This window comes from Sulfurimonas sp. CVO (genome assembly GCF_009883775.1).
Taxonomy (GTDB): domain Bacteria; phylum Campylobacterota; class Campylobacteria; order Campylobacterales; family Sulfurimonadaceae; genus Sulfurimonas; species Sulfurimonas xiamenensis.
This window is the reverse complement of sequence record NZ_CP033720.1, coordinates 422,991-446,481: the sequence shown is the minus strand read 5'-3', so window position 1 is coordinate 446,481 and position 23,491 is coordinate 422,991. Positions and strand designations below refer to the sequence as shown.

At 34.9% G+C, this 23,491-nt stretch carries 23 protein-coding genes; 15 read left to right on the top strand and 8 right to left on the bottom strand.

Annotation, left to right across the window (positions count from 1 at the left end; genetic code table 11):
• Window positions 1–43: 43 nt before the first annotated feature.
• The 3 genes from CVO_RS02295 to surE are packed head-to-tail and all read right to left on the bottom strand — an operon-like array spanning window position 44 to window position 1,744.
• Complete coding sequence (locus CVO_RS02295) at window positions 44–295, bottom strand: thiamine biosynthesis protein ThiF (protein WP_159569755.1); 252 nt, start codon at window positions 293–295, stop codon at window positions 44–46.
• Window positions 292–951 (bottom strand): ThiF family adenylyltransferase, encoded by a 660-nt coding sequence (locus tag CVO_RS02290; RefSeq protein WP_152299758.1) that lies wholly within the window; start codon window positions 949–951, stop codon window positions 292–294. Before CVO_RS02290 ends, CVO_RS02295 begins: the two co-directional genes overlap by 4 nt.
• Window positions 941–1,744: a 5'/3'-nucleotidase SurE gene (gene surE, locus CVO_RS02285; RefSeq protein ID WP_152299759.1), complete on the bottom strand. Its 804-nt coding sequence runs from the start codon at window positions 1,742–1,744 to the stop codon at window positions 941–943. The genes CVO_RS02290 and surE overlap by 11 nt, the downstream gene beginning before the upstream one ends.
• A 116-nt stretch (window positions 1,745–1,860) precedes the next feature.
• Here surE and CVO_RS02280 point away from each other — a divergent pair, with 116 nt between their 5' ends.
• The 12 genes from CVO_RS02280 (at window position 1,861) to murI (ending at window position 13,536) form a co-directional block, all read left to right on the top strand.
• Window positions 1,861–2,688 carry a metal ABC transporter solute-binding protein, Zn/Mn family gene (locus tag CVO_RS02280; RefSeq protein WP_159569753.1) on the top strand — a complete coding sequence of 276 codons (828 nt, stop codon included), beginning with the start codon at window positions 1,861–1,863 and terminating at the stop codon, window positions 2,686–2,688.
• Window positions 2,678–3,430, top strand: a complete 753-nt coding sequence (locus tag CVO_RS02275; RefSeq protein ID WP_241690990.1) for a metal ABC transporter ATP-binding protein — start codon at window positions 2,678–2,680, stop codon at window positions 3,428–3,430. Before CVO_RS02280 ends, CVO_RS02275 begins: the two co-directional genes overlap by 11 nt.
• On the top strand, window positions 3,427–4,227 hold the full coding sequence (locus tag CVO_RS02270) for a metal ABC transporter permease (protein WP_159569751.1): 801 nt from the start codon (window positions 3,427–3,429) through the stop codon (window positions 4,225–4,227). Before CVO_RS02275 ends, CVO_RS02270 begins: the two co-directional genes overlap by 4 nt.
• Before the next feature lie 12 nt (window positions 4,228–4,239).
• A complete protein-coding gene (locus CVO_RS02265) occupies window positions 4,240–5,016 on the top strand; it encodes a TOBE domain-containing protein (protein WP_159569749.1) in 777 nt (258 codons plus the stop codon).
• A gap of 132 nt (window positions 5,017–5,148) precedes the next feature.
• The gene (locus CVO_RS02260) at window positions 5,149–5,460 is read left to right on the top strand and encodes a hypothetical protein (protein WP_159569748.1); all 312 of its coding nucleotides are present in this window, start codon (window positions 5,149–5,151) and stop codon (window positions 5,458–5,460) included.
• Between the two features lie 10 nt (window positions 5,461–5,470).
• Window positions 5,471–6,475, top strand: coding sequence for an ABC transporter substrate-binding protein (locus CVO_RS02255; RefSeq protein ID WP_159569747.1), 1,005 nt, complete (start codon window positions 5,471–5,473; stop codon window positions 6,473–6,475).
• Window positions 6,468–8,705 (top strand): TonB-dependent receptor, encoded by a 2,238-nt coding sequence (locus CVO_RS02250; protein WP_159569746.1) that lies wholly within the window; start codon window positions 6,468–6,470, stop codon window positions 8,703–8,705. The genes CVO_RS02255 and CVO_RS02250 overlap by 8 nt, the downstream gene beginning before the upstream one ends.
• Before the next feature lie 8 nt (window positions 8,706–8,713).
• Window positions 8,714–9,739 (top strand): FecCD family ABC transporter permease, encoded by a 1,026-nt coding sequence (locus tag CVO_RS02245; RefSeq protein WP_159569745.1) that lies wholly within the window; start codon window positions 8,714–8,716, stop codon window positions 9,737–9,739.
• Entirely contained in the window at window positions 9,730–10,518 is a 789-nt protein-coding gene (locus CVO_RS02240; RefSeq protein WP_152299767.1) for an ABC transporter ATP-binding protein, read from the top strand. The genes CVO_RS02245 and CVO_RS02240 overlap by 10 nt, the downstream gene beginning before the upstream one ends.
• The gene (locus CVO_RS02235; protein WP_152299768.1) at window positions 10,515–11,336 is read left to right on the top strand and encodes a sulfite exporter TauE/SafE family protein; all 822 of its coding nucleotides are present in this window, start codon (window positions 10,515–10,517) and stop codon (window positions 11,334–11,336) included. The genes CVO_RS02240 and CVO_RS02235 overlap by 4 nt, the downstream gene beginning before the upstream one ends.
• A 117-nt stretch (window positions 11,337–11,453) precedes the next feature.
• Window positions 11,454–12,791: a transcription termination factor Rho gene (gene rho / locus CVO_RS02230; protein WP_152299769.1), complete on the top strand. Its 1,338-nt coding sequence runs from the start codon at window positions 11,454–11,456 to the stop codon at window positions 12,789–12,791.
• Between the two features lies 1 nt (window position 12,792).
• Window positions 12,793–13,536 (top strand): glutamate racemase, encoded by a 744-nt coding sequence (murI, locus tag CVO_RS02225; protein WP_152299770.1) that lies wholly within the window; start codon window positions 12,793–12,795, stop codon window positions 13,534–13,536.
• A 48-nt stretch (window positions 13,537–13,584) separates the two neighbouring features.
• Here murI and CVO_RS02220 read toward each other — a convergent pair whose 3' ends face one another.
• Entirely contained in the window at window positions 13,585–13,776 is a 192-nt protein-coding gene (locus CVO_RS02220; RefSeq protein ID WP_152299771.1) for a histone protein, read from the bottom strand.
• Window positions 13,777–13,909: 133 nt separating this feature from the next.
• On the opposite strand from CVO_RS02220, the gene CVO_RS02215 reads away from it, so the two are divergent.
• The 3 genes from CVO_RS02215 (at window position 13,910) to CVO_RS02205 (ending at window position 17,518) form a co-directional block, all read left to right on the top strand.
• On the top strand, window positions 13,910–14,191 hold the full coding sequence (locus CVO_RS02215; RefSeq protein WP_152299772.1) for a hypothetical protein: 282 nt from the start codon (window positions 13,910–13,912) through the stop codon (window positions 14,189–14,191).
• Between the two features lie 41 nt (window positions 14,192–14,232).
• Complete coding sequence (locus CVO_RS02210) at window positions 14,233–15,786, top strand: GGDEF domain-containing protein (RefSeq protein WP_159569744.1); 1,554 nt, start codon at window positions 14,233–14,235, stop codon at window positions 15,784–15,786.
• 67 nt (window positions 15,787–15,853) lie between these two features.
• Window positions 15,854–17,518: a DNA polymerase III subunit gamma/tau gene (locus CVO_RS02205; protein ID WP_159569742.1), complete on the top strand. Its 1,665-nt coding sequence runs from the start codon at window positions 15,854–15,856 to the stop codon at window positions 17,516–17,518.
• Here CVO_RS02205 and CVO_RS02200 read toward each other — a convergent pair.
• The 4 genes from CVO_RS02200 to mfd form a co-directional block, all read right to left on the bottom strand.
• On the bottom strand, window positions 17,515–18,909 hold the full coding sequence (locus CVO_RS02200) for a sensor histidine kinase (protein WP_159569740.1): 1,395 nt from the start codon (window positions 18,907–18,909) through the stop codon (window positions 17,515–17,517). The genes CVO_RS02205 and CVO_RS02200 overlap by 4 nt on opposite strands.
• A complete protein-coding gene (locus CVO_RS02195; RefSeq protein ID WP_159569738.1) occupies window positions 18,903–19,577 on the bottom strand; it encodes a response regulator in 675 nt (224 codons plus the stop codon). The genes CVO_RS02200 and CVO_RS02195 overlap by 7 nt, the downstream gene beginning before the upstream one ends.
• A gap of 81 nt (window positions 19,578–19,658) precedes the next feature.
• Window positions 19,659–20,468: a TIGR00282 family metallophosphoesterase gene (locus tag CVO_RS02190; RefSeq protein ID WP_152299777.1), complete on the bottom strand. Its 810-nt coding sequence runs from the start codon at window positions 20,466–20,468 to the stop codon at window positions 19,659–19,661.
• Complete coding sequence (gene mfd / locus CVO_RS02185; protein ID WP_159569736.1) at window positions 20,468–23,458, bottom strand: transcription-repair coupling factor; 2,991 nt, start codon at window positions 23,456–23,458, stop codon at window positions 20,468–20,470. The genes CVO_RS02190 and mfd overlap by 1 nt, the downstream gene beginning before the upstream one ends.
• Between the last annotated feature and the right edge of the window lie 33 nt (window positions 23,459–23,491).

The window sequence follows — 23,491 nt, the reverse complement described above, 5'->3', positions numbered from 1 at the left end:
TCACCCTGAGAAATAAATTTTTAAATCATTATAGCAAAAAAAATCAACCCTCTCTCATGGTAGAGAGGTTAAATTTTATATTTTTATCTCTACATTCAATCGTAATGTCGCATCCGCTTTTGCTTATCTTTTTCGCATTTTTTACATTTTGCAGCAAAACTATAACTTCTTTGCTTTGCGGATCATATGCTTTAAGCATCTCATCATCTACCAAAAACCATCTTCCGCCCCCGCAGCCGTCGCCAATAATGCCTTCGCACGCAAGCGGACTATCTAAACTAAAACCATAAATCATTCAAATATTTCCTTTTTTGTTTTTGACACTATCATCTTAACTGCTTCACTACACATAACAAGTCCAAAAGTGGCAGTCACACCAATAAAACTACCCTTATCTTTTACTTTTGCCTCTTCTGAGCTAAAGATAACTTTATACTTTTTGTCAAAACCTTTTTTTCTTAACTCATAACGAATTTTTGAACCGAATTTATCGCCATAACTCTTCCAGATATCTGATACTTGAACCTTTGTGGGATCAAGTCTTTTTGCTGAACCAAATGATGAGATCAGTTTTTTATGACACTTTTGAGCAAGAGCAAGTTTTGCTTTTGTATCATCTATAGCATCTAAAACCAAATCATATTCATCAAAATCAAAATTTATTATCCACTCTTCATCAACTCTTGCATTTATAATCTTTATATGCGGATAGTGTTTTTGAAGAGCTTCAACTTTAAATTCATCTATGTGCATTTCTGAGTGTATTTGACGATTTTGATTTGTTTCATCATATATATCAAAATCTACAATTGTTATATTTGTAACACCGCTTCTGCTTAAACAGTCAAGGCAATGTCCTCCGACTCCGCCGACGCCTAAAAGTAAAATATTTGCATTTTTAAGTTTGTAAAAATCATCCTGCAAAAGAGATTTTATGCGCTCATATCTCATTCTCTTCTATCCATGTTTTAAGCTTCTTCATGCTTTTATATGCACTCATATCGAGTTTGATCGGGGTTATGGAAATATTTCCCGATGTTATTGCTTCATAATCGCTTATGCCCTCTCTTCCTTTTCGAGCAGAAAAATTCAGAGGATGAGTTCCAAGCCAGTAATACTCCTCTCCTCTAGGATTTCTATGAAGGTGCGAATCGTTTGCATAAAGCCTGTAGCCGGCATATGTTATAAAAATTTTTGGATCTTTTAAATCAATGTTTGGAGGGATATTTACATTTAAAAATTCTCTTTCAGGTAAAGGAAATGTGCCCTCTTTGATCTTTAAAACCAATTTTTTAATAGTTTTTTGCGCTAAAGTAAAATCACCCTGAGGATTTGTAAAATCCATAACTTGAGAGATGGCGATTGATGGAATATTATGTAAAACACCCTCCATTGCTCCCGCCGCCGTTCCCGAATAGGTAATATCTTCGCCCATGTTTGAACCGCGATTTATACCGCTAATTAAAAGATCCGGTTTAACATCTACAAACATTGTACTTAGTGCAAGATAGATACAATCACTGGGAGTTCCGTCATCCAATTTAAAAAAGTTATCCTCGACTCCAACAAAACGAAGAGGACGAATTATAGTTAGAGAATGCCCGCATGCAGACTTCTCACTTGCGGGAGCTACTACTGTTACTTCAACATCATCCAACTCTTTTAAAGCTTCTACTAAACAGAGCAAACCTTTTGCTTCATACCCATCATCATTAGTGACTAAAATTTTATACTTATTTTTCATAACGATATTTTACTCATTGTAATTACAAATGAGCTTAATTTTTAAGTAAAATATAACTAAGATCTCTTTAAGTGGCTTAAAAGTACAATTCTTTTTAAATAGCACAAGGATAGTGTGTGAAAAAAATTTTATTTCTACTGTTTATATTCTTTACATCTTTAGCTTTTGCTAAACCTATCATTATAGTCAGCATTCTTCCACAAAAAACTTTTGTTCAAAAAATAACAAAAGATATGGCAGATATAACCGTTATGGTCGAACCGGGGAACTCTCCTCACTCTTATGAACCGAAATCTTCACAAATGATAGCTGTTTCTAAAGCTGATATATATTTTAGTATAGGCGTTGAATTTGAAAATGTATGGCTAAGTAAAATAAAATCACAAAACTCTAATCTTACATTTATAAATATAAGCGACAATATCCCTAAAATAGCCATAAAAAAAGACAATCATAAACACAACAACAACGATCCTCATATATGGACTTCACCAAAAAATGTAGAGATAATGGCAAACTCTATATACAAAGCGCTTATTACAGTAGATCCGAAAAATAAAAACCTTTACAAGTCAAACTTTGATGATTTTATAAAAGAGATCAGAGATACAGATACACAGATAAAAGAGATACTTAAAGAAACAGAACCAAAAACTAAATTTATGGTTTTTCATCCATCATGGGGATATTTTGCAAATGAGTACAATCTCACGCAAATAGCAGTTGAAGTAGAAGGCAAAGAGCCAAAACCAAAAGAGATGATTAAAATTATCGATGAAGCAAAAAAAGAGAATATAAAAGTAATTTTTACTCAACCTGAATTTTCAGATAAAAGTGCTCAGATTATTGCGAAGGAGGCTGGCGTTGTGATTAAAAAAATCTCTCCACTAAATCCGAACTGGTCACAAAATCTAATAAACATGGCAAAAGCAATTGCAAACTGATAAAAATCCACCTATTATAGAAATTAAAAATCTCTCTTTTGCTTATGATAAAGAACTGACATTAAAAGATATAAATCTTAAAATTTATGAAAAAGATTTTATGGTTTTTATCGGTCCAAACGGGGGTGGAAAAAGCACTCTTATAAAACTAATGCTTGGTATAAATTCTATGCAAAAAGGTTCTATAGAGATTTTAAACAAACCTTTACACAAAAGCATCTCACAAATAGGCTATGTTCCGCAAAACACAAATGTAAATCTCAATTTTCCCATAAAAGCCATAGAGGTCGTGATGATGGGAAGAAGCTCAAAAAAACGCCCTCTTTTTGGTTACTCAAGAGAGGAAGTTTCACATGCTATGGAGATGCTTAAGCAAGTAGGCATGCAAAATTTTGCCCACAGCAAAATAGGTTCGCTCTCAGGAGGTCAGCGTCAAAGAGTTATGATAGCAAGAGCTCTCTGTTTGGACCCAAAAATTCTTCTGCTTGATGAGCCAACTTCAAGTATTGATGCAGATGGGCAAAAACGCATTTATGAACTCTTAAAAGAGTTAAATAAAAAAATAACAATTGTTGTTGTGAGCCACGATATATCTATTATTTTAGAATACGCTTCTAAAGTGGCTTATATCAATAAAGAGCTGCTCTTTCACGATTTAAGTTCTATCAAAAAAGAGTTTTATACAAGCGGTGAACACTTTTGTGAAGTTGAACTTCTTCAAATGTTAGGAAAGCAAAAATGATAGAAGCTTTATCTTATGAATTTATGCAAAATGCTTTAATTGCCGGAATAATTGTCAGCCTTATTTCTGGAATTATCGGCTCTTTGATCGTTGCTAACAGAATGGTTTTTTTAGCCGGCGGAATTGCGCACGCGGCATACGGCGGAATAGGAATAGCTGTTTTTACCGGCATCCCGATATTTTTAGGAACCTCTCTTTTTGCCGTTGTCGCAGCGCTATTTATGGCTTTTGTTACTATAAATCAAAGGGAAAAAACTGATACCTTCATAGGGCTTATTTGGGCCGTAGGAATGGCTATTGGGATCATTTTGGTTGATTTGACACCGGGATATAATGTAGATTTGATGAGCTATCTCTTTGGCTCTATCTTAGCAGTAAACAGCGAAGACCTCTATTTTATGGGGATTCTTTTTGCAGTTGTTCTATTTGCTGTAACATTTTGGTACCGCGATATTTTGGCTGTATCTTATGATAGCGAATATGCTGCACTAAGCGGAATAAATGTAAGATTTTTTTATACACTGATACTTATCTTATCAGCATTAACCGTTGTAATCGCCATAAAGGTTGTAGGATTGATTTTGGTTATAGCGCTTCTTACAATTCCTATATATATCGCACAAAATCTCTCCTCTTCACTCTACAGCATGATGCTGATCTCCGGATTTATCGCATCTCTATTTACAATTATCGGTCTTTGGTTCTCTTATAGTTTTAATTTAACTTCAGGTGCCTGCATTATCTTAGTCTCTGCTGTGTCGCTGATGATTTTTATGTTTATCTCAAAATTTAAATAAAGGCTTTTGCAAATGAAGATAGATGGACGATTTTGGCTTACAAAAGATAACGAGAGTTTTTTAGGGGCCGGACGCATTGAACTTCTTAAAAAGATTGAAAAAACAGGCTCGATCAATGCCGCGGCAAAAGAGATGAAAATGAGCTATAAAGCTGCATGGGAGAGAATCAACGGAATGAACAATCTTGCTGATGAGCCGCTGATTCAAAGAAAAACCGGCGGAAAAGGTGGCGGCGGGACAACACTTACTCCCTATGCACATAAACTTATAGAAACATACAACCGCCTCGATGAGCTACACCGCCAATTTATCGAACGCTTCGCTGAAGCCGGCGATGATCCGGAACGATTAGCAAAAATACTCAAGCGGACCTTTTTAACAACAAGCGCTAGAAATCAGATACCCTCCAAAATAGATGCTATTAATTTAAATGAACTCAATGCCCAAATAGCTATGTCACTCTCCGGCGGCTCCTCTTTAACCTCCATAATCACAGCAAAATCTGTTAAAAACATGGGGCTGAGTGTCGGCGATGATATCTATGCAATTATCAAATCCAGCGATATAAATATAGCAAATAAGATTCCGGATGACTGTGAAGATTTAAATATCTTAGAAGGCATGATAAAAACGATAGAAATCTCAAAAAACTCCGCAGAAGTATCTTTTGCTATAAACAAAAACATAACATTAATAGCCATTTTAAACAAAACAGATATTGACTCTCTAAAGATAGGCTCCAAAGCCTACGCAATAATTAACAAAAAAAATATAATTATAGGCTCTTGAGTGTAACTTTAATAAATATATAAGAAATTTTTGTTTATCATTCGTTATATCACTTAAGATATAAAGAAAACTATCCAAAGCTAAGAAGTTATTTGTTTATATATCTTTATAAAAACTTAAAAAAGGAAAAAAGTGAATTCTTTTAATTTTACCGTTATATCAGAAAAGATATACTTCATGCTGAAATATAAAATATTTCAAATTAAAGCAAAGACTCTTCAGAAAATAGTGCTTTTTTTTGCACTATTTTCTGAGGCGTCTGCGCCTCATTTATCTAGTGAATCTTTTTATGCTCCATGCGAAATGAAGCAAATTTCTCCTTTCTTATTATATTCTCTTGTTAGATGTCCAAAACAAGTTGCAGCCATACAACAAAAAAAGCACTTCACTAGATTACAACTCTCTTTTTTAAATCAATTTTCTTTTTTCAACAAAAAATCATAAGGAACATAAAATGTCTATGCTCATAAAATCAATTATTTTTCTACTTCTCTTAAATGTATCATTAAATGCCGGAGTAATCAAAGATTTAAATACAACAAAAAAAGTCTTTGGTTCATCGCCGCCTATGAACTATCTTATATACGCACTCAACCCGGAAAAAACAGTAGGATTAAATTTTAAAATAAAAGAGCAAAACAGCTGTGCTGGTAAGCAGTTTCTTAACAATAGATTTTTATCTTTGCCTATTCTTGGTACTTTTCACGGCGAGGGACAAGGCATAAACCTTGAAAAGCTTCTTAAGCATAAACCGGATTTAATTCTTGTCTGGGAAGATGATATGTTAATAGAAAAAATTTCCAAAGAGATAGCAAAAACAGATATACCGACCATCTCCATCCCTTTTAGAAAAATAGAAGATATGCCAAAATCGATTAGATTAGCCGCAACAACTATAGACGAGGAGCAAAGAGGAGAACTTCTTAGCTCTTATACCGATAATATTATTGATGAAATCAAATCATCTCTAAAAGATACAAAACCGATTCGCTACTACTATGCTGAAGGGCTTGATGGACTCTCAACCGAATGCGACAGCTCTTTTCATGTAGAGGCACTCAACTTTGCAAATGGAGAAAATGTTCATAAATGCCAGCAAAGAGGACTTTTAGGGCTGGAAAAAATAAATTTTGAGACGCTTTTATCCTACAATCCAGAGATTATAATAGTCCAAGATAGCCTCACTTACAACAAGATTATAAATAATCCTCTTTGGAAGCATCTGCAGGCCGTAAAAAACAAAAATATCCATCTTATCCCAAACAATCCTTTTAACTGGGTAGACAGACCTACATCTTTTATGCGCATCATGGGAATTCAGTGGCTGGCAAACCTCTTTCATCCAAAAGAGTACGCAGTAAACATTCACAAAAAAACAGCTGAGTTTTATAAGCTCTTTTTTAATGTAGAACTAACAGATAAAGATATAAAACAGTTATTGGGAGAAATAGATGAATAAAAAAAGTATCGTTCTATCTTTCATTACAGCAGGTATACTTGCCGCCAACCAGATTAGTATAGAACAGATAGTTGTAAACGGTGTACAGGAGGATGCTTATTTTTTTGTAGATGATACAAATCTATCAGATGCAAAAAACATACAAACTTTTACATCAAGAAGTATCTCAACACTTAGCACACATGCCAACATGAACCCTTACACGGTAATAGCATTTTCGCCCTCTGTTAATTTTACTCCGGCCGATGCAGCAGGCTCAAATGAACCCTCATTTCATGATCCTATTCGTATCCGCGGCAAATCACAGACAGGTCCTGGTGGAGTTTTTATGATAAACTCTATGCCTGTATCAAGCAATCCAGGCGGCGGAAAACAGATGGTAGATATACAAAATATTGCATCTATTGACCTGCTAAAAGGGTATATGAGCGTTGATAAAAATCTAGGGTTTTCAAGTCTCATCGGAAAAGTGAATATGAATATTTTAGCGCCCTCAGAAGAGACGAAAACAACTCTCTTGCAATCCTTTGGTTCTGATAACTTTCAAAGAACCTTTATTAGAGTTGATGGCGGAAAAATAGGAGATTTTAGAGTTTTTGGCTCACTATCTACTCTCTCCAACAATAAAACAAAAGGCGCCGGAGATTTAGAAAGAACAAACGCAATGGTTGGAGTTTCATATAATCCAAATGATACTTTTCAAGCTGATATTTACGCAATAAAAAACAGTGATGAACATCATAATTACGATAGTTTAACCTACCAACAGACACAAGATCTAGAGAGATATTTCAATAAAGATTATGCTACCATAAAACCAACGACCTCAAATGACATAAACTACTATGACTGGAATAAGCAGGACTTTGACACGACAACAGTTGTGGCAAATTTAAAACTTCAAGCGACTTTAGATGATCTTGTAACCTTTAAACCATATTATAAAAAAGACAAAGGAGAGTACTGGTTTTCAAGAGAAAATGCTGATGTATCAAAGAACCGTGTTATAAATTGGGATATAGATCATGAAGTATATGGTGCAATTGCCGCGTATGAGCATATCTTTTCGCCTGCTTTAAAAAGCAAAATCGGCTACTCTTATCATCGTCAAGAGCCTCCTGGACCTGCAAGCGATCAAAAAAAATATGCAGTTGTAGATGGTGAGCTTGTCTTTAATGGTTATGCAACGCTTGCCAAAACTGATGATCATATCATTCAGTCTCCTTTTTTAGAATTTAGCGGCAAATTTGAGAGGTTTAATTATAGTGCAGGAGTTCAGTACCAAACATTTGAAGTAGGTGCTATTAAAAGTTATGCATCAGACGCTTCAACAAGCAGTGATTATGATACAGCGATTACAAGCGCCGCGTTTGATCCCTACTCAAGTGTAGATACAAAAACATTTAAAACCTATCTTCCATCACTCTATTTGGGATATAGAGCTACTGAGAATAGTGCTCTTTATATGGACTACTCTCGTACATATGGCTTTGATGTTAATCTTTTTTCAACCTATCTCAATAAAAGAAGTAACTTTGTAAGCAAAGGGGTGACTCTTCAAGAACTGTGGGATACACTGGAGCTTGAAACTTCAGATAATATAGATTTTGGTGCTAAAATAAATCTAGGTGCAATTACTTTAAATCCGTCTCTTTTTGTTTCATTTGTGAAAAACAAACAGGCAAATATTTATGACTCATCTTACAATGTAAACTATCCTGCAAATGTTGGAGATGCTTTTGGCTACGGAGCTGAATTTTCAGCATCTGGACTTATAGGTGAAAATACAGAATTTTTACTCGGCTTATCCTATAACAGATACTCTTATAGTCAAAATTTTCAAAGCTCAGCCGCCTCCACTACAAATATTAAAGGCAATCAGCTCCCGGATGCACCCAAATATATGGCAAAAACAGCGATCTCGTACTACTTGGGGAAATGGAGCTTCACTCCAAGCATTCGTTATACATCAAGCCGTTATGGGGATGTAGAAAATACACAAAAAATAGATGCTTTTACTCTTGTAGATATGGATATCTCCTATAAGGCATCCTCATTTATGGGTTCAAAAAATACCATTTTCAGAGCAACTGCTACAAATATAACAGATGAAAAATATATCTCTACCATTAATGCAGCAGATAATATTTTAGCAGCATCAACAACAGCAAGCACCTATCAAACAGGTGCACCTTTTGCTATCTACTTTAGTGCAAATCTAAAATATTAAGGTTTTTGATGCATCAAACAAGTTATAGCAAATATTTAATCTTTGCAGCGATGCTTTTACTAGCAGCAGCAACTTTCTCCCTTTTATGGGGGCAGTATCCTATAGATATGACAACTTTTATAAAATATTTAGAGTATAAATTTTTGGGCAGCACTACTATGGAAGCTGATGCTTTTGCGCTTATAGATAATATTATTTTGCAAATTCGTCTTCCCAGAATCCTTTTAGCCCTCTTGATAGGAGCGGCACTTGCAACTTCCGGGGCTGTTTTTCAAGCAATGTTTGTCAATCCGCTTGTCTCTCCTGGAATACTCGGAGTGCTCAGTGGAGCATCTTTTGGAGCGGCTTTGGGCATGCTTATAAGTGAGCATTGGTATATAGTTCAAATATTTGCTTTTTGTTTTGGTTTTGTCGCCGTTGCAATTGCCCTGCTTATCGGCTCAACCATAACTGCCTCACGCTCAACGGTTATGCTTGTTCTTGGCGGTGTTATCAGCGGGTCACTCTTTACTTCGCTACTTTCAATTATAAAATATATAGCAGATCCATACAGTACACTTCCCGCAATTGTTCATTGGCTGATGGGTTCACTCTCCATGGCAGAGCTGAATGAAGTTCTTCTTATAGCTGCTCCCATACTTTTTAGTATTTTTGCAATGATATTTATGAGTAAATATTTTGATCTTTTAAGTTTGGGGGATGAGGAGGCAAAAGCACTCGGCATCAATGTAAAACTTATACGCACTCTTGCAATACTCTTTGCTACAATTGCAAGCTCTCTTGCTGTTGTAATGGCAGGAATTATAGGCTGGGTAGGACTTATCATACCGCATATTATCCGTATGGCAGTGGGGCCTTCTCATCGTCTGCTGATTCCTTTATCAGCGATTTTTGGAGGAGCATTTTTACTTCTTGTTGATGCTGTATCCAGACTGACTTTTAGTGTTGAGATACCAATTGGAATTTTAACTTCTCTTATAGGGATTCCTATCTTCATCATTGTATTAAAAAAAGCGAGGGCAGCATGGAACTAAGACCGCTTATTGAAATAAAAGATCTTCATTTCTCATACAAAAACAACCCTGTATTGTCCGGAATAAATTTAAATCTATATAAAGGGGAAGTGATATCGCTTCTAGGACCAAACGGATGCGGAAAAAGTACACTTATGCGTTTAATGCTCAAACTTCTTCCTGCTTATGGCAGTATAACCCTGCACGACAGAGAGTTAGAAAACTATTCTCACAAAGAGATTGCTTCGCATATTGCATATATTCCGCAATACCATACCGTACCATTTAACTACACAGTGCTTGAAATGGTTCTTATGGGACGCGTCTCAAAACTTTCAATATTTGCATCTCCGTCAGCTTATGACTATGAAACAGCGCATAACGCCCTTGATAAAATCGGTATTTTAGATTTAAAAGACAGAGCCTTTAGCGAACTTAGCGGCGGGCAGAAACAGCTTGTACTGCTTGCCCGTGCTATTGCTCAAGAGGTAACTGTTTTTCTTATGGATGAGCCTGTAAACGGCCTTGACTATGGAAACCAAATCAGACTTTTAGAACTTATAAATGAACTAAACCGTGAAGGTTATACATTTTTAAAAACCACCCACTATCCGGATCACGCTCTTCTTATATCCAGCCGCATAATCGTTATGAGAGGCGGAAAAATCATTGCAGACGGAGCACCCGATAAAATCATAACATCCTCTATTATAGAAGATGTTTACGGCATTAACGCCGACATTATTACACACGATAGACACAAAAGATGTGTACCGATTTTTGCACAAGGAATAAAATGAAATCTCAACAAAAATTTTCTAAAAATACAATCTCTTTAAAAACAAAAAGTTTTTTAGGAGGAGCGATTATTGGATCACTTGGCGGACTTATCGGTCTTGGCGGAGCAGAGTTTAGACTTCCCTTTTTAGTAGGAATTTTAAAGATAGATACACTCCATGCTATTATTTTAAATCTTTTAATCTCACTTGTTACGGTAATTTTTGCCCTTGCTTTTAGAGGTGTAGATGCGCATATTTTCTCTTATGGCTATATTGTTTTAAATCTGCTTTTAGGAACTCTTGCAGGTGCATGGATAGGAGTAAATTTTGCCACAAGTGTCAATAAAGAGAGACTCAATACTTATATTTTTTATCTTTTGCTTTTTTTAAGCATTGTTCTTTTTAGTCATATTTTCCTTGATTTTACACAGACAATAAAGCTTCCATATATCCTGCAGCTTAGCATCGGCTTTATAACCGGCCTTGGAATCGGCATAATTAGTTCGCTCTTAGGCGTTGCAGGCGGAGAGCTGCTTATTCCCACAATTATACTTCTTTACGGAACCGATATAAAATTGGCTGGAACATTAAGTTTGGCAATTTCACTTCCAACTCTTATTGTTTCACTTTTTAAGTATCACAAAAATAAGAGATTGATCGAAGTATTAACTTTTAAAAATATTATTATTTTTATGACTCTGGGATCTATTTTAGGAGCGTTTTTAGGCTCACTCTTGTTTGGCATGGTAAATGCTCTATTTCTTGAAGCAGGATTAAGCTTTATACTGCTGTTATCGGCGTACAAACTCTTTAAAAAAAACAAAAACTTGACATCATAGCTTCTATTAGTGTAAAATACGGCATCAAATTGTGTAAAGAACTCTTACACTTTCCCTATACTTCTTACAAGAAATACCTACTGGGCAAAATCTAAAAAAACTAAGGCAGCTAATCGTATGAGCGAAAATACTCCACAACAACCTCGCAAAAACAGTAACAAAAACAACACAAAAACAAGAACTCACAAACCGGCAAAAGGCGCAAGTGTAGATGATTTGCGTATAAAAAGCATAGAAGAGTTAACGGCTATTGCGGCAGAACTCAATGTAGAACATCCAAATGAGCTAAAAAGACAAGATCTTATCTTTGAAATTTTAAAAGCACAAACCGAACAGGGAGGGTTTATCCTCTTTAGCGGTATCTTGGAAATTATGCAGGATGGATACGGTTTTATCCGCTCGATTGACAAAAGTTTTGATGAGAGTATAAACGATGCTTATGTTTCAAATACCCAGATTCGACGCTTTGCCCTAAGAAACGGTGATGTTGTCACCGGACAGGTTCGTCCTCCAAAAGAGCAGGAGAGATATTACGCGCTCATCAAGATAGAAGCAGTTAACGGCCTCCCTCCTGAAGAGAGCAAAAAAAGACCTCTCTTTGAAAATCTCACTCCACTCTATGCAACAGATCAAATCAAGCTTGAATACAGAGAAAAAGGTTTAACAGGCCGTATGATGGATCTTTTTGCTCCTATAGGAAAAGGTCAACGCGGACTTATCGTTGCCCCTCCAAGAAGCGGTAAAACCGAACTTTTAAAAGAGATTGCTCACGGTATAACTGCTAACCATCCCGAAATTGATTTAATGGTTTTACTTGTTGATGAGAGACCTGAAGAGGTAACAGATATGGAAAGAAGCGTTAAAGGCGAGGTTTACAGCTCCACTTTTGATATGCCTGCAAAAAATCATGTAAAAGTTGCAGAGATGGTAATAGAAAAGGCAAAAAGACGCGTTGAACTCGGTCGCAATGTAGTTATTCTACTTGACTCCATTACCCGCCTTGCCCGCGCCTATAATACAGTTACACCCTCAAGCGGCAAGGTTCTCTCAGGCGGTGTTGACGCAAACGCTCTACACAAACCAAAAAGATTCTTCGGTGCTGCAAGAAACATAGAAAACGGCGGAAGTTTGACTATTATTGCGACTGCTCTTGTAGATACAGGGAGCAGAATGGATGAAGTTATTTTCGAAGAGTTTAAAGGAACAGGAAACTCAGAGGTTGTTCTTGATCGTAAAATAGCAGACAGACGCATTTTCCCTGCTATAGACATTCTTAAATCAGGAACAAGAAAAGATGAACTCCTTATCGGTCCCGAAGTTCTGCAAAAAGTATTTATCCTGCGTCAAATGATCCACAAACAAGAAAATGAGATAGAAGCACTTAAGTTTGTCTACTCTACAATGGGTAAAAAAGCTACAAACGAAGAATTTTTAGAGAGTATGAACACAAACTAAAATGAAAATCGGCGTATTTGACAGTGGAATTGGTGGTTTGACAGTTGTAAAATCACTATTAGAAAACCAACTATTTGAAGAGATTATATATTATGGAGATACTGCTCGCGTTCCATATGGTATAAAAGACAAAACAACTATTATTCGTTATGCAATAGAAGCTGTAGAGTTTTTTAAAAATTTTGAAATTGATTTAATTATTGTAGCATGCAACACAGTCAGCGCATATGCGCTTGATGAGATGAGAGAGGTTTCTTCATGCCCTGTTATAGGCGTTGTTGAAGCCGGTATTTTAGCAACTTCAAATGCGCTTAAGGATAAAAACTCAAATATACTTATACTTGGGACAAAAGCAACTATTAACTCTAAAGCTTATGAAATTGGACTAAAAATGGAAGGTTTTTATAATCTTCAGGTAAAGGCTACGGGACTATTTGTTCCGATAGTTGAGGAGGAGATTTATGAGGGTGAAATACTAGATGCTGCTTTTAAACACTATTTTAACACCACAGCAACCCCAAATGCAATAATTCTAGGTTGTACACACTTCCCTCTTATTGCTCAAGCACTGCAAAATCATTTTGGAAAAGATAGTATACTTATTCACTCTGGTGATGCTATAGTAGAGTATTTAGAAAAAACTTTTAATTTAAATACAAAACATAAAAAACCCAAACTTGAATTTTTTGCTTCAGAAAATCCCGAAGCACTTAAATCAATTGCCAAAAAATGGCTAAAGCTGTAGCTTGTTCATAGTAATGAAAGTGGCTCTGTAACCACTTTCAAAAATCAACTACTTTGCAATCTTCTTTGCAACTTTTTTTGCTAATTTTTTAGCATCTTTTTTTTCACTTAAAGCTTTTTTACTAACTTTTTTTGCCACTTTCTTTGTAGCTTTTTTAACATCTTTTTTAGCAATATCAACTTTTTTGATAGCTTTTTTTGCTATTGCTTTTACATCTTTTTTCTTTAACTCTTTTGCCATTTAGGACTCCTTTAATTTTTTATCACCAAAAAATAGTAATAATTTATAGTCATTATATAGTTTATATATATCTTTGTCAAGAAAATATAGAGATATGTTATAATTTCATATTAATTTACAAAAAAGAAGATATATGACATTTATTGATTTTAAAAAATTACTTCTTGACGCAGATATAAGCCTGCCTAAATTTAGTAAACTTATAAAAGTGAGCGAAAAAAATATTCAAGCATACAAAAAGAAAAAAGAGATACCAAATACCATAGCTGTAATTGCCGCATGTTTTGCATCAATGAAAGATGCAAATATTGACTATAAAGAGATCATAGAAGCATTAAATTTAAAAGCCAAAACAAAAGAAGGTGCTGGTTTTGCCAAAAAAGAGCCTAAAGAGAAAGAAAACAGTAAGATTTAATCTGTAACATTTATGAAATAATTGAGCATTATTATTCTGTTATGAGATTAGAGCTCCCTAAAAAATGGATTCATAACTTAAAAACTTTAGATGTTGCATTTCAACCTATTATTAATATTCATACAGGGAAAATTTTTGCCGTTGAGGCACTTCTTAGAAACTATGAGAAAGTCGGTTTCAACTCCATTTTTGATCTTTTTGATGCTGTGTATAAAGACAATCTGCTCTACTCGTTTGACTTAAAACTCAGAAAAAAAGCCTTTAAAAAATTTACAACTATCAACGCTCATGAGAACATAAAACTCTTTTACAACCTTGACAACAGACTCCTTGAGATGCCAAATTTTAAACAGGGCAATACCGGCAAGCTTTTAAAACAATACGGCATTGGGAAAAACAGAATATGCTTTGAGATTTCGGAAAGACATGAAATCTCAAACAATTCAAGGATGCAAGAGGTTTTAGAACACTATAAAAGCGAAAATTTTTGTATAGCCATAGATGATTTTGGGGTCGGTTATTCGGGGTATAAGCTTCTTTATGAGAGCAAACCAGACATCATAAAAATAGACAGGTTTTTCCTAAGCGACATACAAAAAGATGAGAAAAAAAAACTTATGGCAAGAAGCATAACTCATTTAGCGATTCAGCTTGGCATAAAAGTAATTGCCGAGGGGATTGAGAGCAAAGAGGAGTTTCTTACCTGCAGAGATATAGGATGTCATTTTGTTCAGGGATACTTTATTCAAATACCGACTCTGCTTGCATCGGAAATAGCGCAGGAGTATCCTCATGTTTTAAATATTTTAAACAGTGAGAAAAGAGTGACCGAGAGTAGTTACAAAATTGAGACCTTTTTAAATAAAACACCCCCTTTTTCTATTGATACCGAAATAAAAAACATCGTAAAGCATTTTCAAAAAAATCCTCAAGCAGAAACTGTTACTATTGTAAACTCCAACAACGAACCGATGGGCATTTTGCAAGAGAACAAGATTAAGGAGTTTATCTACTCTCCATATGGAAGATCACTGCTGACAAATAAAGCTGTTAAAAGATCAAAACTGGTAAATCTTATAGAACCGTGCGGAACAACAGAGATAAACTGCAACATATCTACAATTATTGAGCTATTTTCAAACAACTCGAAGTCCATCGGCATTATCCTTACAAACAATTCTAAATATTACGGTTTTTTGTCTGCAAGAGCAATTATTACCATTATGAGCGAGCAAAATATCATCCATGCAAGGGAGCAAAATCCTCTGACAAAACTCCCCGGAAACTCCATGATAGAAAAACTTATCTCAGAGATTATAGAGAGTAAAAAAACTTATATTTTATGCTACTTTGATTTAGACAATTTTAAAGCCTTTAATGATGTATACGGCTTTAGAAACGGAGATAGAGCGATTATGCTTTTTGCGGATATTTTGAGAAAAAACCTGCCTACAGAGTTTTTTAAAGGGCATATCGGAGGAGATGATTTTTTTGTAGCCGTTGAATCGACAAAAGAGAATGAAGAGAAGTACACAGAAGCACTCTCTAAAATAGTAAAAAAATTGCAAAACAGGAGAGCAGCCACATCTCTATAAGTTGTCTGTTATGATTTTTTAACCCTATAAATGTTAGAATCACTTCAACTAAAGATGGAGAGTATATGTGAGAGAGAGTTCAGAAGTTTTAGCGCGAAAATATAGACCGAAAAGTTTTGATGAGCTGATTGGGCAGGAGATTATTTCCCAAACTCTCTCGCTTGCGCTTGATGCAAACAGACTCTCTCACGCCTACCTCTTTTCTGGGCTTCGGGGAAGCGGTAAAACATCTACTGCGCGTATTTTTGCAAAAGCTCTTATTTGTGAGAAGGGAATTACACATCAACCATGCGGCGTATGCCAAAACTGCCTACTCTCGCTTGAAAATCGTCATATGGATATTGTAGAGATGGATGGGGCTTCATCGAGAAAAATAGATGATATAAGAGATTTAATAGAGCAGACAAAGTATAAACCTACAACTGCAAGATTTAAAATTTTTATTATAGATGAAGTTCACATGCTTACAAAAGAGGCTTTTAATGCTTTGCTTAAAACATTAGAAGAGCCGCCCTCATATGTAAAATTTATCCTTGCAACAACTGATCCTCTTAAGCTTCCAGCTACTATTTTAAGCCGTACACAGCACTTTCGATTTAAATCAATAGCTGCAAACAAAATAACAGATCATTTAGCACATATACTTAACCTTGAAGGTATAAAGTATGAAACTGAAGCATTGGAAATTCTTGCTAGAAGCGGAAACGGAAGTCTTAGAGACACACTTACGCTGCTGGATCAAGCGATCATATACTCAAAAAATCATGTCGATGTCCGCACTGTCACAGATATGCTTGGGCTTGTTGATCCAAAATTTATCTCTGATCTGTTTCGTGCAGTTTTTGCAAAAGACTATAACACTCTTATAGAGCTTGCTAAGGTTTTAGAGGATTATGAAGCTGAAATGGTAGTAGATGAGCTTATAGCCTACCTCAAAGAGAGAATGTACGAGGACGATGCCCTCTTCTCCACACTTGTTCTCGATAGATTTTTTAGAATATTAAGTGACTCTAAATATCTCTTTAGCATAAATGCGGATGGCTCTTTTGTACTCTCGCTTATCTTTTTTAAAATGGTAGAAGCATTGCGCATAAAAGAGGTAGATCAGATGATAGAGTCTTTGCAAAAAGAGATTCACAGACCTGCCATATCGTGTACATCCACAATTTCTGAAGACAAGTTACCAGAGCCTAAAGATAAAGAGAATAAACAAAAACAAAATATAGAAGAAAACTCTTATAAAGAGCTATTTGCAAAACTTATCCTCAAAATAAAAGATAGAAATTTTGAACTTGGGGAGTGTTTTGAAAAAAGCATCTCTTTTATCTCTTTTGAAAACAATACACTTACATGGGAGAGCTGTGCCGATGAAACATGTAAAAAAATCCTAACTCACGGCTACTCTGTTATAAAACAATTAGTAAGAGAGGTGTTTGGATTTGAAACAAAAATAAAATATAAATTATGCACAAACCCAAAAGAAGAAAAAAAAAACAAGATAGAACAAGAGAATCTTGATTCAAATCTAGAGCAGCCCTCAATGCCTTATGCCCAATCTTCTTCTATGGTTGAAGAAGCCGAGATTGGCGGAAGCGGGAGTTGTGTTACAGAGTGCGATAGTCGTGAATCATCAAGAGAAATAGATGCACTTGAAATCAAAGATGAGCCTATGGTAAAAAAAGCATTAGAGTTGTTTGAAGCTAAAAAAATGACTATCCAGTCAAAAATTTAACTCTTTAGCATCTCTTTTATACTAAAACTAAATATTGAACCTTTGCCAAACTCTGATTTTATATCCAACAAAGAGCCAAGTGCTTTTAAAATATATTTGACCATCGCCAAACCTATTCCCATAGAATTATCCCAGCTGTTTTTATCTACCCTGTAAAACTTATTTGTAATTTTTTCTAAATATTCCTCTTTTATTCCTATTCCGCTGTCTTCTACTGAGAGATTAGTTCCTTCAAGCTTTATAATAACATCGCCGCTTGAATACTTTAAAGCATTATCCACTAAATTGATAAGTACTAATTCCATCATTGTTTTATCGCTAAATATCATCTTTTGATCCACTTGAACAATCACTTCTCTGTTTTTATATTTTGTTGCAAGGTTTAGGGCCACTTCATTGCATAGCTGTTTTAAATCAAATTCGCTTTTATTTATAGTCAAATCACCGTTTTCAAGCTTCACAGAAAGAGCCAGTCTGTCTAGCATTTTTGATATCTTCTCACCGTTTGAGTTAATTTTAGACAAAAATTTATCTCTAATGTTTTGCGGCATGTCTGCATCGCCTTGTATAGTTTGAGCATATCCTATTATTGAGGCAACAGGATTTTTAAACTCATGCGAGATAGCCGACAATATATCATTTCTCTGTTTATTTATAAGCCTTAGTTTAGCCATATTTTTTATCTTTTTTTTCTCATTCTTACTCAATTTTTTTACTAAATTTTTTAAGAGTAAAGAGATTTGTAAAAATTCATAAAAATATTTTGTTTTTATAATGGCTTTATAGTTTTTGTTTGAAACTTCATCTAAATATTTTGTAATCTGATCAATATCATAGAGAACCTTTTGGCTCATGCTTTTAGATACAAAAGCAGCTATTATTACAATTATGAAAAAAACAAACAAAAGTTTTGTCCACAAAGAGTAAAAATCATACATTATCTGCGCTAAACTCATAGAGAGTCTTACATAAACCGGCTCATTTTTATATACAGTTTTTTTTGCTACATATAAAAAATCAGTTTTAACAGTCTTTGAGTATCTAGTTATATCTCCGTAATCTTCTCGATTAGAGAGCATTATCTCAAATCTAGAAGCGTGATTATCCATTTTACTTTTATCTGCATTTGATTCTGCCAATACAAAACCATCTTTATCCACAATTGTAACTCTCAGAGAGGTTTTTTTGTTGATTTTCATTACAAAATTATCTAAATTTTCTATATTTTCCAACTCAATTTCTATAAACTCAATAGCATGTTTTAAATGATTTTTATTATGTTCTATTATTATATTTTTTAAAGCAAGATAACTGATTATGGATGTAATTAACAGTGTGCTTATAAAAAGCAGTAAAAATTTTAGTATAAATATTTGATGTATTTTTAGCACAGTTTATAACCTACACCTCGAACTGTATATATATACTCTTTTGTTTTATCGGGATCTATTTTCTCTTTTAATCTGTTTATGGCAACATTTACAGTTCTATATTGATACTCTTCACCCTCGCCCCAAACATTTTGCAAAAGATAGTCGCGATCAAGCACGCTGTTTTTATTTAAAATAAACTCACTAAGCAGATTAAATTCCAGTTTTGTGACATCTACATTTTTGCCATCAACTTTTAGAGTTCTTGAGCTCTTATCCAAAACTAGGTCTCTATAACTTAAAATACCATCTTCTATTTTTTTAGAAGTTCTGCGCAAAACCGCCTTAACACGAAGCATCAACTCTTTCATATTAAAAGGTTTTGTTATATAGTCATCTGCGCCTCTTAAAAAACCTTCTTCTACCTCAGAGTCAAGATTTTTTGCGCTTAGATAAATAACAGGCGTTGCAAACCCCTCTTTTCTAAGAGTCTGGACAAATTCACTTCCCTCAACACCCGGAAGATTTCTATCCATGATAAGAAGATCGACATCCTCTTCAACGAGCATCTGCTCTACGCTTTTTGTATTTAAAAAGCCTATAACTTCATACCCCTCTTTTTGTAAATTATACTCAATGAGCTCTAGAATATCCTCTTCATCTTCTACAATAACAATTTTTGCACTCATAAAGCGTTCCTAAATTTATTTTTACTATTGTATCAAAAAAGAATCTCTTTTTTATTACACTTAAAATCATAAAACAAACGCTTACTCTTCAATCCAAGCTTGCGTTTTAAAAACCCTTCCGTCATCAAATATTTTTAACTTAAAAGCGCTGTTGCATCTACCCTCATTGAAATCCATTATAGCTATCTGAAATATTTTTTTACACTTTTTTGAAATATCAAAATGACCTCTTAGACCTGTAAGGAACTGTTTAAGCGGTACTTTTTTATCCATACCTATTACATTATCTCTACATCCTGTAAGTCCCATATCAGTTAGGTATGCAGTTGAATCTGCTATCTGAAAATCATCAGTTCCTACATGGGTATGTGTTCCGATTATTGCACTCACACTTCCTTGAAGCAGCATCATCATCGCTCTTTTTTCACTTGTTGCTTCTGCGTGAAAATCTATAAAAATATTTTTAACTCCATCTAAATGAAGCTTTTCAACGCTCTCTTTTGCCTTTTTAAAAGCATTATCTGTATATGGCATTGCATAATGACCCATCAGATTTAAAACTGCAAGTTTTTCCCCAGCTACATCATAAACCTTGCAGCCTGTTCCTTTTACCTCATCTGGATAGTTATGCGGTCTTAAAATTTCATGGGTATCAAAAAGTGCTTCAATCTCTTTTTTATCCCATGTGTGGTTTCCGCCGCTCATACAATCAACACCATAACTAACAATCTCATTTGCATTTTTTGTAGTTAGCCCAAAACCATGAGAAGCATTTTCATAATTTGCTATAACAAAATCTATTTTATACTCCTCTTTCGTTTTTAACAAATAACTCTTTAACATTTCTCTGCCGGGGCTCCCCACTATATCGCCTATAAATGCCACTCTCATCATACTGCCTTTAATGTATTGTTTCTAAGATAAAGAAGCGTTGCTCTAATAATGTCATCATCATCTTTGGAGTCTGATTTTATGCTCTCTTTTTTCTCATCCATATATGTAAATGTAATATTTTGTCCATAATTTGTTACACTTTTTATCTTTTTTTCTAGACTTAAAAGTTTAATAACCATTAGTTCAAAAAACTGTTTTGTAGGAGTATCAATCTCCCCAAATCTGTCTATCACTTCCTCTTGTATCTCATATATCTCTACACTCTGCTCACACGCCGAGAGGCGTCTATAGATATCCAAACGAAGTCTATCCTCTTTTACAACCTCATCAGAAATATAAGCTGAGATGGTGAGTTTTATATCAACCTTTATCTTTTGGCTCTGTGCCTGATTGCTCAGTAATTTTATAGCATCTTCTAACATTCTAAGATACAAAGAGTAGCCTATATTTTTAATATGCCCGCTCTGAGCGTCGCCTACCAGGTTTCCGCCGCCTCGAATCTCTAAATCATGGTATGCTAAAATTGAGCCGCTTCCCAAAAATGAGTTTGACTCAAGAGCTAAAAGTCTTTTTTTTGCATCATCTGTTAAATTTTCTCTATTTTCTACAATAAAATATGCAAATCCTTCTATCTTTCCTCTTCCTACGCGACCTCGCAGCTGATGTAGATCTGCCATTCCAAATCTGTCTGCACCGTCAACTATTATGGTATTTACACGAGGCATATGAATACCTGACTCTATAATAGAGGTAGCAAGCATCAAATCATACTCGCCTGCTTCAAACTTTAAGAGCTCTTTCTCTGTTTCTGTTGCTGAAATTTTTGAATGAAGCATTACGACTCTCAACTCCGGCAGAAGTGCTTTTAATTCGCCAAACTTTATCGGCATATGATCAATTGAATTATGAACATAAAATATCTGCCCGCCGCGTCTAATCTCTCTTAAAATAATCTCTTTAATAAATTTTTCTTCATACTCTTTAACAAATGTTCTCACCGGCTCTCTCTCGCTTGGCGGAGTAAGCAGCTGTGACATAGTTTTTATCGAACTAAGTGCCTGATTGAGAGAGCGGGGAATCGGTGTTGCACTCATGCTAAGAAGATGCACATTGTGATAAAGCTCTTTTATCTTCTCTTTTTGCTTTACGCCAAACTTATGCTCTTCATCTATAATAACAACGCCCAGATTTTTAAAATCCAGATCAAAAAGAGTATGTGTCCCGACAACCACATCCAGATCTCCGCTTGCCAAAGCTTTAATAATATTTTTTTTATCTTTTGCGCTTACAAAGCGATCGAGTTTTGAGCATTTAATGCCAAAAGCATCAAATCTTTCATGCAGTGAACGGTAGTGCTGCGCCGAAAGAAGTGTTGTAGGAACAATAAGAGCTGACTGAAAACCTGATTTATATGCCGCAAATATGGTGTTCATAGCTACTTCAGTTTTGCCAAAACCGACATCTCCGCTAAGAAGCCTGTCCATAATATGCCCGGAACTCATCTGCGCAATTATCTCATTGATAGATTGTGTCTGGTCATCTGTATACTCAAAACCTGAGAGTTTTTGAAACTCTTTTAGTTCATTGGTATCGATGCTAATCTTAGGAGCTTGAATCAACTCTCTTGCAGCTGCAGTATTGACTATTTGACCTGCAATCTCCATAAGCCTTTTTTTAACACTCTCTTTTAGTTTGCCAAAACTCCCTTTACCAAGTCTGTCCAAAACAGGAATCGAACCGCTTGATGCAATATAGCGGTCTATCGCATCTAAATTTTCCACGGGGAGCAAAATTTTATCATCACCGACATATTTGATAACAATAAAATCTTTAACACCGCCTAAAATCTCAGTCTGCTCTATGGTTTCAAATATACCGACGCCATAATCTTCATGAACAACATAATCACCCGTTTTTAAATCATCAAGCAAAATTGAGCTTTTTCTTCTTCGTTTAGCCTTTTGAGGTTTATTAAGAGAAATAACAAGCTCATCTTTACTGAGAATATTTAAAATATATGGAGCATAAACTATCTCAATCTTATTTAAATCAAACAATCCGGCCTGCTTTACAACAGCCTCATTTGAAGCAATAATAGTTGTTTTTTTATCTTTATGCACTCTTAAAAGAGAGTGAACATCTGTTACGGCCAGCTCTTTAAAATCATCAGAAGTCGGTAAAATTTCAAGATCAAAAGACTCTCTTGAGAGCATAGGTTTATTAAGCACATAAGCATCAGTCAAAAGAGCATCTAAATTTCTGACTAATTTTGCGTTTTTATCCTCTAAAAAATTTATGGCACTATCACCAAGATACCATAAACCCAAAGATGCTATATCTTTGACTAAAGAGTTAAATTCACTCTGTTTGATTTTTTCATTTAAACTGTCAAACTTTTCCTCGCTCAAAGAGTAAAAAGCAGGTGTTATTTCAATGCTCTCAATCTCGTCTTTCTGGGTTCTTTGAGACTCTAATTCAAAATACTTTATCTGCTCTATCTCATCATCAAAAAGTGAAATTCTTAAAGGCATTTTACTTGAAGGCGGATATATGTCTATAATATCTCCGCGAAAAGATATCTCCCCCTCAACTTGCACCATATCTACAAAATTGTATCCCCAAAACAGCATCTTTTTCTGAAATTTTTTCAGCTCTATCTTTGCACCAAACTCCAAAGAAACAGAGTCAAACAAACTCTCATTTGGCAGATAGAACAAAAGTGTCTTAAGAGGCGATATAATCAAAGGCTTTTTTTTCAGAGCATAATATCTTCTCAAACAAGAAAAAAGTTGATGAAGCTCCTCTTTATATACTCTTAAATCATCTCCAAAAGCAGCTCTAAAGTCGGGAAAAACCAAAACATCCTGCTTGAAGAATTTAGCTACATTTTCAAGTTCATGGGCTTCTTTGGAGTCTTGACAGATCAAGAGTTCTAAATCTTGTTTTTTATCAGTTTTATAGTATTGGAAAAGTGTATTTTGTGACATTAATTTAATTTATACCAATCTTTATTAAAATTA